Annotated in this window: 16 protein-coding genes and 4 pseudogenes; 6 read left to right on the top strand and 14 right to left on the bottom strand. The window is 70.5% G+C overall.

Annotated elements, in window-relative coordinates; all coding sequences use genetic code 11:
- Positions 1-22: 22 nt before the first annotated feature.
- The 4 genes and pseudogenes from QQK29_RS09980 to QQK29_RS17965 all read right to left on the bottom strand — a co-directional run.
- On the bottom strand, positions 23-889 hold the full coding sequence (locus QQK29_RS09980; protein WP_284299960.1) for an amidohydrolase family protein: 867 nt from the start codon (positions 887-889) through the stop codon (positions 23-25).
- 9 nt (positions 890-898) lie between these two features.
- Complete coding sequence (locus QQK29_RS09975; RefSeq protein ID WP_284299958.1) at positions 899-1,567, bottom strand: RraA family protein; 669 nt, start codon at positions 1,565-1,567, stop codon at positions 899-901.
- Positions 1,554-1,994 (bottom strand): enolase C-terminal domain-like protein, encoded by a 441-nt coding sequence (locus QQK29_RS09970; RefSeq protein ID WP_348533917.1) that lies wholly within the window; start codon positions 1,992-1,994, stop codon positions 1,554-1,556. Before QQK29_RS09970 ends, QQK29_RS09975 begins: the two co-directional genes overlap by 14 nt.
- A 56-nt stretch (positions 1,995-2,050) precedes the next feature.
- Positions 2,051-2,197 (bottom strand): annotated as a pseudogene (locus QQK29_RS17965) (mandelate racemase/muconate lactonizing enzyme family protein); the annotation flags it as partial.
- 314 nt (positions 2,198-2,511) lie between these two features.
- Here QQK29_RS17965 and QQK29_RS09965 point away from each other — a divergent pair.
- Positions 2,512-2,658, top strand: coding sequence for a hypothetical protein (locus tag QQK29_RS09965; protein ID WP_284299956.1), 147 nt, complete (start codon positions 2,512-2,514; stop codon positions 2,656-2,658).
- A gap of 167 nt (positions 2,659-2,825) precedes the next feature.
- On the top strand, positions 2,826-3,560 hold the full coding sequence (locus QQK29_RS09960; RefSeq protein ID WP_284299954.1) for a FadR/GntR family transcriptional regulator: 735 nt from the start codon (positions 2,826-2,828) through the stop codon (positions 3,558-3,560).
- A 15-nt stretch (positions 3,561-3,575) separates the two neighbouring features.
- Here the strand turns inward: QQK29_RS09960 and QQK29_RS09955 are convergent, their stop codons facing one another.
- The 7 genes and pseudogenes from QQK29_RS09955 to QQK29_RS09925 form a co-directional block, all read right to left on the bottom strand.
- Positions 3,576-4,877, bottom strand: coding sequence for an L-fuconate dehydratase (locus QQK29_RS09955; RefSeq protein WP_284299952.1), 1,302 nt, complete (start codon positions 4,875-4,877; stop codon positions 3,576-3,578).
- Positions 4,874-5,849, bottom strand: a pseudogene (locus QQK29_RS18660) (aldo/keto reductase). Before QQK29_RS18660 ends, QQK29_RS09955 begins: the two are co-directional and overlap by 4 nt.
- A gap of 108 nt (positions 5,850-5,957) precedes the next feature.
- A pseudogene (locus QQK29_RS09945) lies at positions 5,958-6,969 on the bottom strand (LacI family DNA-binding transcriptional regulator).
- Positions 6,970-6,985: 16 nt separating this feature from the next.
- Positions 6,986-7,294 carry a MaoC family dehydratase gene (locus QQK29_RS09940; RefSeq protein WP_284299948.1) on the bottom strand — a complete coding sequence of 103 codons (309 nt, stop codon included), beginning with the start codon at positions 7,292-7,294 and terminating at the stop codon, positions 6,986-6,988.
- Complete coding sequence (locus QQK29_RS09935; RefSeq protein ID WP_284299946.1) at positions 7,225-7,437, bottom strand: hotdog family protein; 213 nt, start codon at positions 7,435-7,437, stop codon at positions 7,225-7,227. The genes QQK29_RS09940 and QQK29_RS09935 overlap by 70 nt, the downstream gene beginning before the upstream one ends.
- 2 nt (positions 7,438-7,439) lie before the next feature.
- Positions 7,440-8,570 carry an extracellular solute-binding protein gene (locus QQK29_RS09930; protein WP_284299944.1) on the bottom strand — a complete coding sequence of 377 codons (1,131 nt, stop codon included), beginning with the start codon at positions 8,568-8,570 and terminating at the stop codon, positions 7,440-7,442.
- The gene (locus QQK29_RS09925; protein WP_284299942.1) at positions 8,567-9,748 is read right to left on the bottom strand and encodes a CaiB/BaiF CoA transferase family protein; all 1,182 of its coding nucleotides are present in this window, start codon (positions 9,746-9,748) and stop codon (positions 8,567-8,569) included. Before QQK29_RS09925 ends, QQK29_RS09930 begins: the two co-directional genes overlap by 4 nt.
- Positions 9,749-9,891: 143 nt before the next feature.
- On the opposite strand from QQK29_RS09925, the pseudogene QQK29_RS09920 reads away from it, so the two are divergent.
- The 4 genes and pseudogenes from QQK29_RS09920 to QQK29_RS09905 form a co-directional block, all read left to right on the top strand.
- A pseudogene (locus QQK29_RS09920) lies at positions 9,892-10,167 on the top strand (alcohol dehydrogenase catalytic domain-containing protein); the annotation flags it as partial.
- A gap of 92 nt (positions 10,168-10,259) precedes the next feature.
- A complete protein-coding gene (locus QQK29_RS09915) occupies positions 10,260-10,460 on the top strand; it encodes a hypothetical protein (protein ID WP_284302058.1) in 201 nt (66 codons plus the stop codon).
- Entirely contained in the window at positions 10,457-10,912 is a 456-nt protein-coding gene (locus tag QQK29_RS09910) for a zinc-binding dehydrogenase (protein ID WP_284299940.1), read from the top strand. The genes QQK29_RS09915 and QQK29_RS09910 overlap by 4 nt, the downstream gene beginning before the upstream one ends.
- Positions 10,909-11,667 carry an SDR family oxidoreductase gene (locus QQK29_RS09905; protein ID WP_284299938.1) on the top strand — a complete coding sequence of 253 codons (759 nt, stop codon included), beginning with the start codon at positions 10,909-10,911 and terminating at the stop codon, positions 11,665-11,667. The genes QQK29_RS09910 and QQK29_RS09905 overlap by 4 nt, the downstream gene beginning before the upstream one ends.
- A 3-nt stretch (positions 11,668-11,670) precedes the next feature.
- Here the strand turns inward: QQK29_RS09905 and QQK29_RS09900 are convergent, their stop codons facing one another.
- The 3 genes from QQK29_RS09900 to QQK29_RS09890 all read right to left on the bottom strand — a co-directional run bounded on the left by QQK29_RS09900 (position 11,671) and on the right by QQK29_RS09890 (position 14,544).
- A complete protein-coding gene (locus QQK29_RS09900; RefSeq protein ID WP_284299936.1) occupies positions 11,671-12,774 on the bottom strand; it encodes a CoA transferase in 1,104 nt (367 codons plus the stop codon).
- 452 nt (positions 12,775-13,226) lie between these two features.
- Entirely contained in the window at positions 13,227-13,358 is a 132-nt protein-coding gene (locus QQK29_RS09895; protein ID WP_284299934.1) for a hypothetical protein, read from the bottom strand.
- A 208-nt stretch (positions 13,359-13,566) separates the two neighbouring features.
- Positions 13,567-14,544, bottom strand: coding sequence for a ribose-phosphate diphosphokinase (locus QQK29_RS09890; RefSeq protein ID WP_284299932.1), 978 nt, complete (start codon positions 14,542-14,544; stop codon positions 13,567-13,569).
- Between the last annotated feature and the right edge of the window lie 20 nt (positions 14,545-14,564).

Below are 14,564 nucleotides of genomic sequence, written 5' to 3'. Positions count from 1 at the left end.
AGAGATCGGATGATCTGCTCAATTACTGGCCGAGTCGCTCCGCCGACAGGCGGTAGAACTCCGCCGCCGTGCGCCCGAGGATCTGCTCTCGATCAGCGGGCGCGAGCGCGTCGAAGATCGGACGCAGGCCGTTCCAGACGCGCGTGTAGCCACCCGAGAGCACCGAGATGGGCCAGTCGCCCCCGTACATCAGGCGGGTGGCTCCGAACACCTCGAGCGCGCGCTCCACGAAGGGGCGCACCGAGTCGGTCGTCCACGCGCCGGAATCCGCCGTCGCCGAGTACAGTCCGCTGATCTTCGCGTACACGTTGGGGTACTCCGCGGCCCCCGCGATGAGCCCCCACCAGGGCTCCCGAGCTTCGAGACCGATCGGGGGCTTCGCGAGGTGGTCGATCACGAGGCGCAGCTGGGGATACCGCTCGGCGATGATCGGCACGAGCTCGAGGTGCCGCGGCAGCACCGCGACGACGTCGTAGCTGAGACCTGCCTCTTCCAGCAACGCGAGGCCCTCGCCCACCTCCGGCCGCAGCAGCCACTCGGGGTCGGGCTGGGTGTGGATGAGCGTGCGCACCCCGACCATGAGCGGGTCGCCCTGCCAGGACTGGATCGTGCGGGCGCACGCGCCGGGATCGTCGATGGGCGCGTACCCCACGATGCCGGCGACCTCCGGATGCCGGGCCGCGGATTCCCGCATGAGCTCGGTGTCCTCGGGGTTGTCGGCGGACTGCACCTGAACGGTGAAGTCGACGCCCGCCGCCTGCAGCTCCGGCTGCACCTCCTCGAAGCCGATGGCCCGGTCGATGGGCGACAGCTCGGGACCGAGCCAGTCGTAGGCGGCGCGCGAGGGATCCCACACGTGCTGGTGGCTGTCGATGACGGGGAAGGGCATAGGGACTCCTCAGAGCACTCGGTGACGGTTCCAGACGGTACGGAGGGATTCGCCCGCCAACAGCTCGGCGAGCACGGTGGATTCCCGCGAGGCGCGTTCGCGCGCGAGGGCCAGCACTTCATCCTCGTGGGCGCGCGGCACGACCACGACGCCGTCGTCGTCCGCCATCACGAGGTCGCCCGGGTCGATGCGCACGCCGCTGACGACGACGGAGACGTCCTGGCCGACGACGCGCATCCGGCCGCGGAAATCGATCGGGCGACGCGACCGCGAGAACGCGGGGAACCCGAGCGCGGCCACCCGGTCGGTATCGCGCAGGTTGCCGTCGGTGAGCACGCCTACCGCTCCCGCGCCGATCGCCGCGGCGCTGAAGAGCTCGCCCCAGAACGCGGAGTCGTTGTTGGAGTCGGTCGCGATCACGGCGAACTGTCCCGCACGCAGTCCGTCGATCGCCTCGATCGCCTCACGGTAGGGATCGTCGGCGTCGGCCTCGAAGGCCGGAGCGAAGCGCGTCGTGCGGGCACGGCCGATGGCACGCGACCCCGGCACGAGGGGCGCGAGTCTCTCAAGCAGCACCTGATGACGCAGCCCGACGGCGTCGCACGAGTCGCTCAGGATCGCCGTCGAGAGCCTGTCGTCTCCGGGCTGCGGGGTGAAGCCGGACTCAGCGGATGACATGACCACCTCCAGGACGGAATGCGAACTCGCGCTCGATGTCCTCCGTCAATCGGACACCGAGGCCCGGAGCGGTCGGCGCCCCGATCGTGCTGTCGACGAAGTCGACCGGTTCCACCTGCAGCGCATCGCGCAGCGGGTTGGGAAGAGTGCAGTACTCGAAGAGCTCGACGGTGGGCTCCGCGAGCACCGTGTGCAGATTGGCCGCGAAGGTGACCCCACTGCCCCAGACGTGCGGCACGCACGCGATGCCGGCCTCCGCGGCGAGCGCCGCGACCCGGGAGAACGCACGCGGACCGCCCACGAAGGTTGCGTCGGGTTGGGCGATGTCGACGCCGCCAGCCGCGATGAGCTCGGCGAACTCGCGCACGGTTCCGTTGGACTCGACCCCGAGACCGGCACGTCGAGCGAGGCGCGCACGCGCGCGAATCCGGCGACGTCATCGGCCTGGCACGGCTCCTCGTACCAGCGCGCTCCCAGCTCGGCCGCCCGCTGACCCACCCGGATCGCGTCGTCGATCGACCACGGAGCCGACGCGCACGCCTGCACGGCGTCGATCACGAAGCGAGCGTCCTCCGGCAGCCGTGCGACCACATGGTCGAGCAGCCGGATCGTCGTGTCGGGGTCGGACATGGCGCGGAACTTGACGGTGCCGAAGCCCGCGGCGAACTGGGCATCCGCCCACGCCGCGACCTCCTCGAAGGTCGTGCCGAGCCCGCCGCTCGAGTAGGCCTCGATGCGCGGTCGTGCGGCCCCGCCGAGCACCTCGTAGGCGGGCACCCTCGCGCTTCGCCACGGCATCCAGTACGGCGAGCTCGACCGCGCCGATGACGCCGCCCAGCAGTCCCCCGCGTGACCAGAAGGCGGTGTAGGCGCGCAGGTGGTCGGCAACGTCGAGCGGCCCCGCAAAGGGCACGTCGAGCAGGTAGGGGCGCAGGGCGTCCACGATGCCGGGCACCGCGGTCGCCGCCATGATGCCGGCCCCCGCCTCACCGATACCTCGAGTGCCGTCGCTGAGCTCGACCTCGACGAGCGCGGCATCCCAGGAGTGGATGGTGCCGCCGACCCAGACGAGCTCCTCACCGGGTGCGTAGCGGTGCGAGAGCAGCACGGGCCGTACTGCTCGGACGGTTGCGGCGAGGTCATTCATCTTCGACTTCTTCGGCTCAGATCGGACGTTTGACCGCCATGCTAGGTGATCAAACGATTGATCACAAGAATTGATCGGATGATACCGCTCGCTACGCATAGGATCATCGGCATGGCCGAGTCCGTACCTGGTGCCCGATCGCAGACCGATGTCGTCATCGAGAGCATCAAGGGCATGCTCACGCGTGGCGAGCTGAAGCCCGGCTCCCGTCTGCCCATCGAGCGCGACCTGGCCTCGCTGCTGGGTGTCTCCCGTGGCTCGCTGCGTGAGGGCGTGCGCGCCCTCGCAACGCTCGGGGTGCTCGAGACGCGACAGGGCGACGGCACCTACGTGACGGCCCTCGACCCGGCGGTGCTGTTGAGTCCGCTCGGGTTCCTGGCCGACCTGCAGCAGCCCGCGCACGCCGCCGACCTGCTCGCGGTGCGACGCGTGCTCGAGGCCGAGAGCGTCTCGCTCGCCGCGACCCGCCTCACCGACGCCGACCTCGAGAACCTCGACGAGATCCTCGGCCGCGTCGACCGAGCGCTCGAGAACGAGGACGAGATGGACCTCGAGGAGTTCATCCAGGCCGACACCGAGTTCCACCGCGCGATCGCCCTCGCGAGCGGCAACCCACCGCTCGCAGCGCTCATCGACGCGCTCGTCGGCCGTACTTTCCGCGCGCGGCTGTGGCGCGCGATCAGCAACCGCGGCTCGGTGCGCGAGACGCAGGGCGAGCACCGCGCCATCTTCGACGAGCTCGTGCGCCGGGATCCGGGCCGCGCCCGCATCCGCATGTCGACGCACCTGCTGGGGGTCGAGCAGTTCAGTGCGGCGCATGCCGGCGAGGATCCCGAAGCCCACTGATCCGAGCGTCTCGGCTTAGCGTCCCGTCCAGTAGCTCCCACCCGGGAAGGTGTACTCGGCGAGCGATGCATCGTGCATCTGGGCGCTGTACCCCGGCTGCTGGGGCAGCACGTAGTGCCCGTTCTCGACGATGCACGGGTCGACGAAGTGTTCGTGCAGGTGATCGACGAACTCGGTGACGCGGTTCTCGAGGGTGCCCGAGACGCACACGTAGTCGAAGATCGATAGGTGCTGCACGAGCTCGCACAGCCCCACGCCGCCCGCGTGCGGGCACACCGGCACCCCGAACTTGTGGGCCATGAGGTAGACCGACAGGATCTCGTTGACGCTCGCGAGCCGCGCCGAGTCGAGCTGGCAGTAATCGATCGCCTCGGCCTGGAACATCTGCTTGAACAGCACGCGGTTCATCCCGTGCTCTCCGGTGGCCACACCGATGGGCGCGACCGCCCGGCGGATCGCCGCGTGGCCCAGCACGTCGTCGGGGCTCGTGGGCTCCTCGATCCACATGGGCTCGAACTCGGCGAGCCGCCCCACCCAGTCGATCGCCTGCGGCACGTCCCACACCTGATTGGCGTCGATCATGAGCTTCGCATCCCAGCCGATCACCTCGCGCGCGATACGCAGCCGGCGGATGTCATCGTCGAGATCCGCACCCACCTTGAGCTTGACGTGCTGGTAGCCCTCGTCGACGGCCTCCTGCAGCAGTCGGCGCAGCTTCTCGTCCGAGTAGCCGAGCCAGCCGGCGCTCGTCGTGTAGCAGGGGTAGCCGCCCTGCGCATCCAGTTCGGCGATGCGCTGCGCCCGCGTCGGCATCTTCTCGGCGAGGATCGCGATGGCCTCCTCGCGGGTGAGCGCGTCGGAGAGGTAGCGCAGGTCGGCGGCGTCGACGAGCTGCTCGGGCGTCATCTCGGCCAGCAGACGCCACAGCGGCTTGCCGGCCACCCGCGCCGCGAGATCCCACATGGCGTTCATGACGGCGGCCATCGCGAGGTGCACGACACCCTTCTCGGGGCCGAGCCAGCGCAGCTGGGAGTCGGAGGAGAGCTCGCGGTAGACGCCGCCGAGGTCGGCGACGGCATCCTCGACCGAGCGGCCCACCAGCGGCAGGCCGCGCTGTCGTGCCGCCTCGACGCAGAGGTCGTTGCCGCGGCCGATCGTGAAGGTGAAGCCGTAGCCGCTCAGCTCGGGATCGTCGGTGTGGATGACGACGTAGGCGGCGGAGTAGTCGCCGTCCTTGTTCATCGCGTCGGAGCCGTCCATGCTCAGCGAGGTGGGGAACCGTACATCGTGAGCGGTGACGGCGGTGATCGTGGTCATCGAGAGAACTCCTGAATCAGGCCTGCGGAGGCGAGGTCGCCCCACAGTGCATCGGGGACGTGGGTGGCGGCGCGGGCGAGGTTCTGCTCGACCTGGGCGCGACCGCGGGAGCCGAGCACGACCGAGACGACGGCGGGATGCCGCAGCACGTACGCCACCGCCGCCTCGGGGAGGCTCGCGCCGTGCGCCTCGCACACCTCGGCGATGCGTGTCGCGCGTGCGAGCAGTGACGGGGGACGGGGCCGTAGTCGAAGGTCGCATCCGGCGAGGGACGCGAGCGGCCGAGCAGCCCCGAGTTGAAGACGCCCGCCGCGACCACCCCGACGCCGCGCTCGAGCGCGAGCGGCAGCAGGTCCTCGAGGGCGGAGGCGTCGAGCAGCGTGAAGCGACCGGCGCACATCACGACATCGACATCCGCGCGCCTGATGAGTTCCGCGAGCGGCGCGGCGGCGTTCATTCCGGCGCCCACGGCGCGCACGACCCCTGCTCGCGCAGCTCGATGAGCGCGGCGATGCCCTCGCCCGATGCCTGCTCGAAGTGGTCGTCGGGGTCGTGCAGATAGAGCACGTCGATGCGGTCGAGCCCGAGCCGTTCGAGCGAGGCCTCGACCGAGCGCAGCACCCCGTCGCGGCTGAAGTCGAAGACGCGTCGTCGGTCGGCGGGCACGGCGAAGCCCTCGTCGTCCTGCTGCCCCGCGGTCTCCGGGCTCGGCACGAGCAGTCGTCCGACCTTGGTGGACAGCACGAACGCGTCGCGCGGACGCTCTCGCAGCCAGGCGCCGACGCGGCGCTCCGAGAGGCCCAGGCCGTAGTGCGGTGCGGTGTCGATGTAGCGGATGCCACCCTCCCAGGCCGCAGTGAGGGTCGCGTCCGCCTCGTCCGGGCTGGTCTCCCGGTAGAGGTTGCCCAGCTGGGCCGTTCCGAGCCCGAGTTCGGTGAACTCGAGTCCGCGCGACGTTGCGCGAGTCCGCATCTGGGTCCTTTCGACGACTGACGTCACTTTACCCAAACATTAGATCAATCGGGAATCAGGTGCCGCAAATCGGCAGGATTACGCGGAAACAACCGGAAAAGATCAGGTCTATCGGCCAGGAGGGGCCGTCGACTCGCGCACGACGAGCTCGGGAGCCGGGTCGCTCACCACACGGTCGACGAGCACGCCCGTCTCGATCCGCGCGAGCAGATCCCGCACCGCCTGCCTGCCGAACTCGACGAGCGGCATGCGCACGGTGGTCAGCGGCGGCCAGGCGTTCTCGGCCGTCCAGGTGTCGTGCATCGCGGCGATCGAGAGCTCTTGCGGCACGGCGATACCGAGCCGTCGCGCCTCCAGTAGCGCCCCGTGGGCCGCGTTCACGTTCGCGACGACGATCGCGGTGGGCCGCTCCCCCGTGCCGCGAGACTCGCGAGCGCCGCGCCCCCTGACGCGGCTCGTAGCCGAGCTGGGTGACGAAGCCGTCCGGGATCGCGAGCCCCGCATCCGCCATCGCTTCGCGGAAGCCCTGTTCGCGTCGGCGCCCCGAGTCGGAGCGCGGCAGCCCGCCGAGGAAGCCGATGCGCGTGTGGCCGAGGCCGATCAGGTGCTCCGTCGCCATCCGGATCCCGCGGGCGTCGTCGAGCGTGACCGAACCGGCGTGCCCATGATGCACGGAGTTGATGACGACGAGCGGCAGCGCGCCGTCCAGAAAGATGTGCAGGTCCTCGGGACGCATCGCATCCCCGACCTGCAACAGCACACCGTCGACGCGACCCTCGCCGATGAGGCGCGGGATCGTCTCCTCGCCGTCGATCATCCCCTCGGTGCGCGCCACGAACACGAGATACCCGTGCCGCTGCGCCTCCTCCTCCGCGCCGCGGAGGATGTCGGCGAAGATCGCGTTCGTCACAACCGGCACGACGAGTCCGATGACGTTCGTGCGCGACGACTTGAGCGCCCGCGCCGCGAAGTTGGGGCGGTAGCCGAGCTCGCGGGCCGCATCCTCGATACGTTGCCGTGTCTCGGCGCTCACCCGGGTGCTCGGCGCATTCCGCAGCACGCGCGACACCGCCGAGACCGAGACGCCCGCGCGCGCGGCGACGTCGCTCAGCGTGACCATGGCCTCAGTGTAGGGATCAGTTCTCGGCGCGCCTGTTCACGAGATAGAGGTGGGTGAGCACCATGACCGTCTCGCCGTGCTGGTTCACGACGGTGACGAGCTCGTGCACGTGCCCGACGTCGGAGCGCTTCTGATGCGGTGCCTTCTCGGTGATCTCCGCGGTGACCGTGATGGTGTCGCCGATGAAAACCGGACGGATGAAGCGGATGCGGTCGTAGCCGTAGCTCATCGACTGCGGGTTGATGTCGCCCGCGGTCATCCCGACCGCGACGGAAAGGATGAGCGTGCCGTGCGCGATGCGCTGACCGGCCGGCTGAGTGGCCATCCAGGCGGCATCCATGTGATGAGGAAGAAGTCGCCAGTCTGGCCGGCGTGCAGCACGATATCGGCCTCGGTGATGGTGCGGCCCACCGTCGTGCGGCGCTCCCCGATCTCGATGTCCTCGAACCAGCGGTCGATCGTGGCCATGGTCAGCTCTCCAGGTGTCGTGCGGTCGCCTCGTCGAGGCGAGCGATCAGCTCATCGTCGGTCAGCTTGCCCCGCAACGCGTCGGTGACGAGCACGCCGACCTCGTTCTGCAGTTCGGGGTAGTCGGGATGCCGCGGGCGCAGGTAGGCACCCTCGAGCGTGGCCCGGGTGCCGCGGAAGAAGTCGAGGGTGAGAGCGTTGGTGCGCTCCGATTCCCAGGCCACCGCGTTGCCGGGTTGGCCGCCGCCGTCGAAGTAGACCCCCTCCTGCACCGCTGCGGAGTCGAGCCAGAAGGCATGGGCCACGGCCTCGGCCGGATACCGCGTGCGCGCCGAGACGGCGATCCCGGCGCCGCCCAGCAGCGAGCCCGAGACGCCCGCGCTGCCTGCCGGGATATCGGCATAGGCCAGCCGATTCTCGCGGAAGCCCTCGCGCGCGTAGTTCGTGTAGCCGAACAGGAGGGGGCTGTATGCGTAGCGATCGCCGCTCGCGAGTCGATCGGAGACCTCGATCGGGTTCGCAGTGAGGTCGCCGGGCGGCACGAGCGCCGCGAGACGCCGCATGAGGGAGAGCGCGTCACGCGCCGCCTCACGCGGCAGGAAGCGGCCCGGCTCGCGCATCGGCCCGGTGCCATGACTCGCCGCGATCGTGACGAGACTCGAGAAGGCGTCCACGGGCTTCGCCGGCCAGAGCACGCGCCCCTCGCCGGCCAGTTCGAGCACCTCGTCCCAGTCGCGCGGGGGTGCGTCGATCAGATCGGGGCGCCAGGCGGCGACCTGTGCGGCCGCATCCGTGGCGAGGCCCCACTGCCGACCGAGGTGCCGGTAGGAGGTGTGCGAGACGCCCACCGACTGGCTCGCGAGCACGGCGAGCTCGTCGTCGTGGCCGGCGCCGTCGAGCGGGAGCAGCAGCCCGCGCTCCGCGGCGAAGGGGATATGCGGGTGATCGATCACGAGCAGGTCGTAGTGCTCGACGAGCTCGTCGAGCGGCTGATCCCCGAAGGCGAGCAGCGAGCGGTACTCCCAGCGCACCTCGACATCCTGCGCCACCTCGCGGTACGCCTCGGCCGCTGCGACGACACTGCCGTAGCCGCGCGCGTGCTCCCAGGTGATGCCGCGCAGTACGACGGTCATGAGGGGTCCTCCGCCGACTCCGGCTCGGGCGGGAACTCCGCACGCACGCGCTCGTCGTCGTCACCCAGCAGCGGCGCCGCCTTGGGGTGGGTCAGCACCTCACCGTCGATGCGGATGGGCCCCCGCGTCGTCGAGATCCGCACGCCACCGCGCTCCACCTGCTGCGTCATCCGGATCGCCGCGAAGCCCTCGGAGTCCAGCAGTTCGTCGAGGGTCAGCACGGGCGCGCACCACACGTCGGCGGCGTCGAGGATGTCGAGCCAGGACTGCGTCGTGCCGGTGGCGAACCGCTCGGCGAGCACCGCCTCGATCTCCTCCTGACGATCCCAGGCCTCCTGGGGGTCGGTGAGCTGCTCGAGCTCGGGCAGCTCGAGCAGTCGGCCGAGCACGGGGATCGGGTTCATCGCGAGGGCGAGGTAGCCGTCGGAGGTCGGGTAGGTGCCGTAGGGCGCAGCGAGGAAGGCGTGCGCGGAATGCGCTCCGCCGCGCTGCACCCGGATGCTGTCGTCGTTGAGGCGCGTGCTCAGCAGCTCGAACTGCAGATCGAGCGCCGATTCGAGCAGGCTCGACTCGACCAGCCCGCCCTCCCCGGTGCGGAAGCGCCGCACGAGCAGCGCGGTGACGCCCTGGGCGAGGTGACAGCTGAGCAGGTGGTCGGCGATCGAGAGGCCCACGGGCACGGGGCCGTCGTCGCGAGATCCGTTGAGCCACGGCAGCCCCGAGATCGACTGCGCGAGCAGATCCTGGCCCGGGCGGTCGCGCCAGGGACCCTCGGTGCCGTAGCCCGTGGCGCTCGCGTAGACGATCGTGGGGTTGAGCTCGCGCACGGCCTCGTAGTCGAGGCCGATGCGCTCCATGACCCCCGGGCGGAAATTCTGGATGATCACGTCGGCCCGTGCCACGAGCTGCTTGACGTAGGCGAGGTCGGATGCCGACTTGAGATCCGCGGTCACCGATTCCTTGTTGCGGTTCATCGCGTGGAACGAGACGGTGTCGCCGTCGATCGTTCGACCGGCGAAGGCGAGCGTTCGACCGATGTCGCCGACCCCCGGGCGTTCGATCTTGATGACGCGCGCACCGAGGTCGGCCAGGCGCAGCGCAGCGACCGGCCCGGCCAGGAACTGGCTGAAGTCGAGCACGAGGATTCCCTCGAGGGGTAGGACCTTTGTGGCGGTCATGTGCGAAGCCCTCCCGGAGGCGACTACTTGATCAAACGTTTGATCATCGTAAACCACGCCCGTCTGCCGTGCAAGGCGACAATTTCCCTCTCGCGGTGCAGAATGGGTGCTGCCGCAATTCATCTGACCTATAAGGAGTCTCCGTGCTGACAGCGAGCTACATCGGCGAGAGAGCGATCGAGATCGCCGAAGCGCCCCCAGCCCCGCCCGGCCCCGGAGAGGTGCAGGTGGCCGTCGCGTACACGGGGTTGTGCGGCACCGATCTGCACATCCTGCATGGAGCGATGGACGCGCGCGTCAGCACCCCGCTGATCTTCGGCCACGAGATGAGCGGCACGATCGCCGCCCTCGGTGCAGATGTCGAGGGCTGGTCGGTGGGGCAGGGTGTGACGGTCATGCCGCTCGTCGCCGACGGCACCTGCCCTGCGTGCCTCGCGGGCAACGGGCACATCTGTCAGAACCTGGACTTCATCGGCATCGACTCCCCGGCTCGCTCCAGGCGTACTGGAACGTGCCGGTCGCCACCCTCGTCGGCCTGCCCGAGGGCATGCGCCTCGATCATGCGGCCCTCGTCGAGCCGACCGCCGTCGCCGTGCACGACGTGCGTCGCTCGGAGCTCGCCCCCGGCGACCACGCCGTCGTGATCGGTGGCGGCCCGATCGGCCTGCTCATCGCGAGCGTCGCCCGCACCTTCGGGGTGAGGTCGTCGTGATCGAGCTCGACCCCGCACGCCGCGCCCAGGCCGAGCAGCTCGGCTTCACGACGCTCGATCCTCGAGCCGTCGACCAGGTCGCCTGGGTCGAGGAGTGGACCTCCCGGGCCGGGGCCGACGTGGTGTTCGAGGTCTCGGGAGCTGCGGCGGCCGTGCTCGGTGCCACCTCGCTCGCCAAGGTCCGCGGCACCCTCGTGGTGGTCGCCATCCACCCGACGCCGCGCGAACTCGACCTGCAGCGCGTCTTCTGGCGCGAGCTGCGGATCCTGGGGGCGCGGGTCTACCAGCGCGCCGACTTCGAGACGGCGGTCGAGCTGCTGAACCGGGGCGACATCCCCGCGGAGACGCTCATCACGCGCATCGTGCAGCTGTCCGAGACGCGTTCGGCCTTCGACGACCTCGAAACCGGACGCGCCATGAAGATCCTCGTGGATGTAGCGGCGCAGCGATGAACGAGCTCTTCGACCTGAGCGGCCGCACGGCCGTCGTCACCGGTGCACGTCGAGGCATCGGCTTCGCGATGGCGACCGCCCTCGCCGAGGCGGGGGCCGACATCATCGGCGTGAGCGCCTCGCTCGAGTCGCACGGCTCCGAGATCGAGAAGGCCGTCACCTCCACTGGGCGCAACTTCGAGGGCATCGCGTGCGACTTCGCCGATCCGGATGCCGTAGTCGCCCTCGGTGAACGTCTCGCCGCGCGGCAGGTCGACATCCTCGTCAACAACGCCGGCACGATCGAGCGCGCCCCCGCCGCGGAGCATCCGCTGGCGTCGTGGGACCGCGTGATCCAGGTGAACCTGTCGAGCCAGTTCGTGCTCGCCCAGGCGCTCGGCCGCACGATGCTGCAGCGGGGTCACGGCAAGATCATCTTCACGGCGTCGCTCTTGAGCTTCCAAGGCGGAATCAACGTGCCCGGCTACACCGCGGCGAAGTCCGGCATCGCCGGGCTCACGAAGGCCCTCGCCAACGAGTGGGCGGCGCGCGGGGTCAACGTCAACGCGATCGCCCCCGGCTACATCGCCACCGACAACACGCAGGCGCTGCGTGAGGACCCGGCCCGTTCGCAGGCGATCCTCGAGCGGATCCCCGCCGGCCGGTGGGGTGTCGGCGGCGACCTGGCAGGGGCCACGGTGTTCCTGGCCTCGGCCGCATCGGACTACGTCTCGGGGATCGTGCTGCCGGTCGACGGGGGCTGGCTCGGGCGCTGAGGCTCACCAGGTGGGGTTGTCGCTGCCGAACGTTCGCGGCGCCCGCTCCCACCCGATGCGCACGCCCGGCACCTCCAGCGGTGCCGGCAGCACCCGTACCGGACCCCACTCCGTCTGCAGCAGCTCGCCGTCGTCGGGCTCCTCGACGGCCGTCGGGGTCGCCCGCGGCAGGCCGCGGGCGTCTTCGAGCAGCGCCGCCGTGCGGGCGAGCGACAGGCGTGCCGTCGACCCGGTGCCGTGGTCGAGACGATCACGCAGCCCCGCGAGCACGGCGGCAGCCATGAGGTATCCGGTCGCCTGATCGAGGGCCTGCACGGGGAGCGGCGTGGGACGTTCGGCGGCGGCGGCGCGCATGCCGGCATCCGCGATGCCCGCCGACATCTGCACGAGACTGTCGAAGCCCCGCCGGGTGGCCCACGGGCCGGTGAAGCCGTACGCGTCGAGCGACACGTCGACGAGCCCCGGCCGGGTGGCGCGGCGCACCTCCTCGCCGAGACCCATCCGCTCGAGCGCGTCGGAGCGATAGCCGTGCACGACCACGTCGGCCTCGGCGAGCAGACGCTTCAGCTGGGCGAGCCCGGCGGGATCGAGGGCGTCGAGCCGCGAGGTGCGCTTGCCGAGCGTCATCTCGGGGGCGAGCGCGGGTTCATCCCACGAGGGCGGGTCGATGCGCAGCACCTGGGCACCGAGACCCGCGAGCAGCCGCGTCGACACCGGCCCGGCGAGCACGCGCGTGAGGTCGAGCACGCGCAGCCCGGCGAGTGGGCGCTCGTGGGTCGGGCGCCAGGCCGACACGGCACGATCCGGGTCGGTGGCCTCGCGCGCCACGATCGGCTCCTGCCCGACCGCCTCGCCCTGCGGATGCCGCCGCCACTCCTCGGGCCGCCGCATCCGGGCCGCGCACCCGCCCTCGGCGACGATGGCCGCCTCGAGCTCATCGGCGTTCCAGATCGATACGGCGCGCGCCACGACCCCGCGCTCCGCCTCGACGCCGAGCACCCGCAGTGCGGCGTTGCGGTGGTGCTGCGCGTTCGTATGCAGGCGGATCCAGGCGTCGGATGCCTCGTAGTCGCCCGCGATGTCGTCCCACGCGGGGGTGCCACCCATCCGACCGGGCGCACGCCGGCGCGGAACCAGGCGTCGGCACGCTCGCGGCGCACGGTGGCTGCAAGCCCCGGGATGCCGCCCGACGCCATGAGCGCCGTGAGCGCCGCGCCCGCGGCGGCGACGGATGCGGCGGCCAGGTCCGACACCGGGTACGCCGACTCGAGCGTTGCCCGCCCGGTGATGTTGACAAGGGCGACGTCGACGTCGAGCGCCTCCGTGAGCTGCTGCCGAAGGTGCGCATCCGCTGAAGCCGCCATGACCCGACGCTACCGGGGCGCAGGAGGGGCGGGAAGGGGCCGCGAGCACGCGGCGGTGGTTTCGAGACGCCGCTGCGCGGCTCCTCAACCAGCTGGGTGGCTCGCTGCGCGGCTCCTCAACCAGCTGGGCGGCTCGCGCACGGCGGTGCGACACTGGTGCAGTGAGCGACGACGAGATCCCCGCGAGCTCGCCGACTACGAGCCGGGCGAGGCGCGCACGCCTCCCGGCGAGCGCATGCAGCGGATGCAGCGCGTCGTCGTCGTGGTCGCGATCGTCGCGCTCGTGCTGCCGGGCGTGCTGATCGGCATCACGACGGCGAGCCGCACCGCCGAGCTCGCCTGCCGGATCGTCGGCTCGACGGCGGCACCGGATGCCGCCTACGAGGCGCGCTTCGAGCTCACCGGCGCCGAGGGCCCCGGTTGGTACTGCTACGCCACCGCCTTCGGCGGGCGCGAGGTGCAGTTGCGCTTCCTCGGCTTCATCCCCGAGGTGAAGGTCGTCTCAACCCCGGCGTCAACGTCTGAGCAGGTCGGATCAGGCGGCGCCGTCGAACATCGACGTCACCGAGCCGTCGTCGAACACTTCGTGGATCGCGCGCGCGATGAGCGGGGCGATCGGCAGCACGGTGAGACGGTCCCACCGCTTGTCGTCGGCGAGCGGGAGCGTATCGGTCACGACGACCTGATCGATGAACTCGGACTGCAGGATCTCGGTGGCCGGGTCGGAGAACACCGCGTGGGTGGCCCCGACGACGACGTTCGTGGCGCCGTGAGCCTTGAGCGCTTCGGCGGCCTTGACGATCGTGCGGCCGGTGTCGATGAGGTCGTCGACGATGAGGCAGGTGCGGCCCTCGACCGGGCCGATGATCTCGTGCACGCTCACCTGGTTGGGCACGAGCGGGTCGCGGCGCTTGTGGATGATGGCGAGCGGCGCGCCGAGCTTGTCGCTCCAGATGTCGGCGACGCGCACACGGCCCATATCGGGGCTGACGACCGTGAGAGTCGAGGGGTCGAGGTGGCCCTGGAAGTGCTCGAGCAGCACGGGCATCGCGAAGAGGTGGTCGACCGGGCCGTCGAAGAAGCCCTGGATCTGTGCGGCGTGCAGGTCGACGCTCATGATGCGGTCGGCACCGGCCGCCTTGAACAGGTCGGCCACCAGGCGGGCCGAGATGGGCTCCCGCCCCCGGCCCTTCTTGTCTTGCCGCGCGTAGGGGTAGAACGGGGCCACGACGGTGATGCGCTTGGCGCTGGCGCGCTTGGCGGCATCCACCATGATGAGCTGCTCCATGAGCCACTCGTTGATGGGCGAGGTGTGCGACTGGATGATGAAGACGTCGGTGCCGCGGATCGACTCCCCGAACCGGGCATAGATCTCACCGTTGGCGAAGGTGCGCGCGTCGGTCTCGACGAGTTCGGTGCCGAGGGCCGCCGCCACCTCCTCGGCGAGTTGAGGGTGCGCGCGCCCCGAGATGAGCACGAGACGCTTCTGACCGCTGGTCTTGATGCCGGACACTTCCCCGTTACCCGCTTCCT

This window comes from Homoserinibacter gongjuensis, assembly GCF_030161875.1.
Classification (GTDB): Bacteria; Actinomycetota; Actinomycetes; order Actinomycetales; family Microbacteriaceae; genus Homoserinibacter; species Homoserinibacter gongjuensis.
This window is presented reverse-complemented; position numbering and strand designations above follow the sequence as displayed.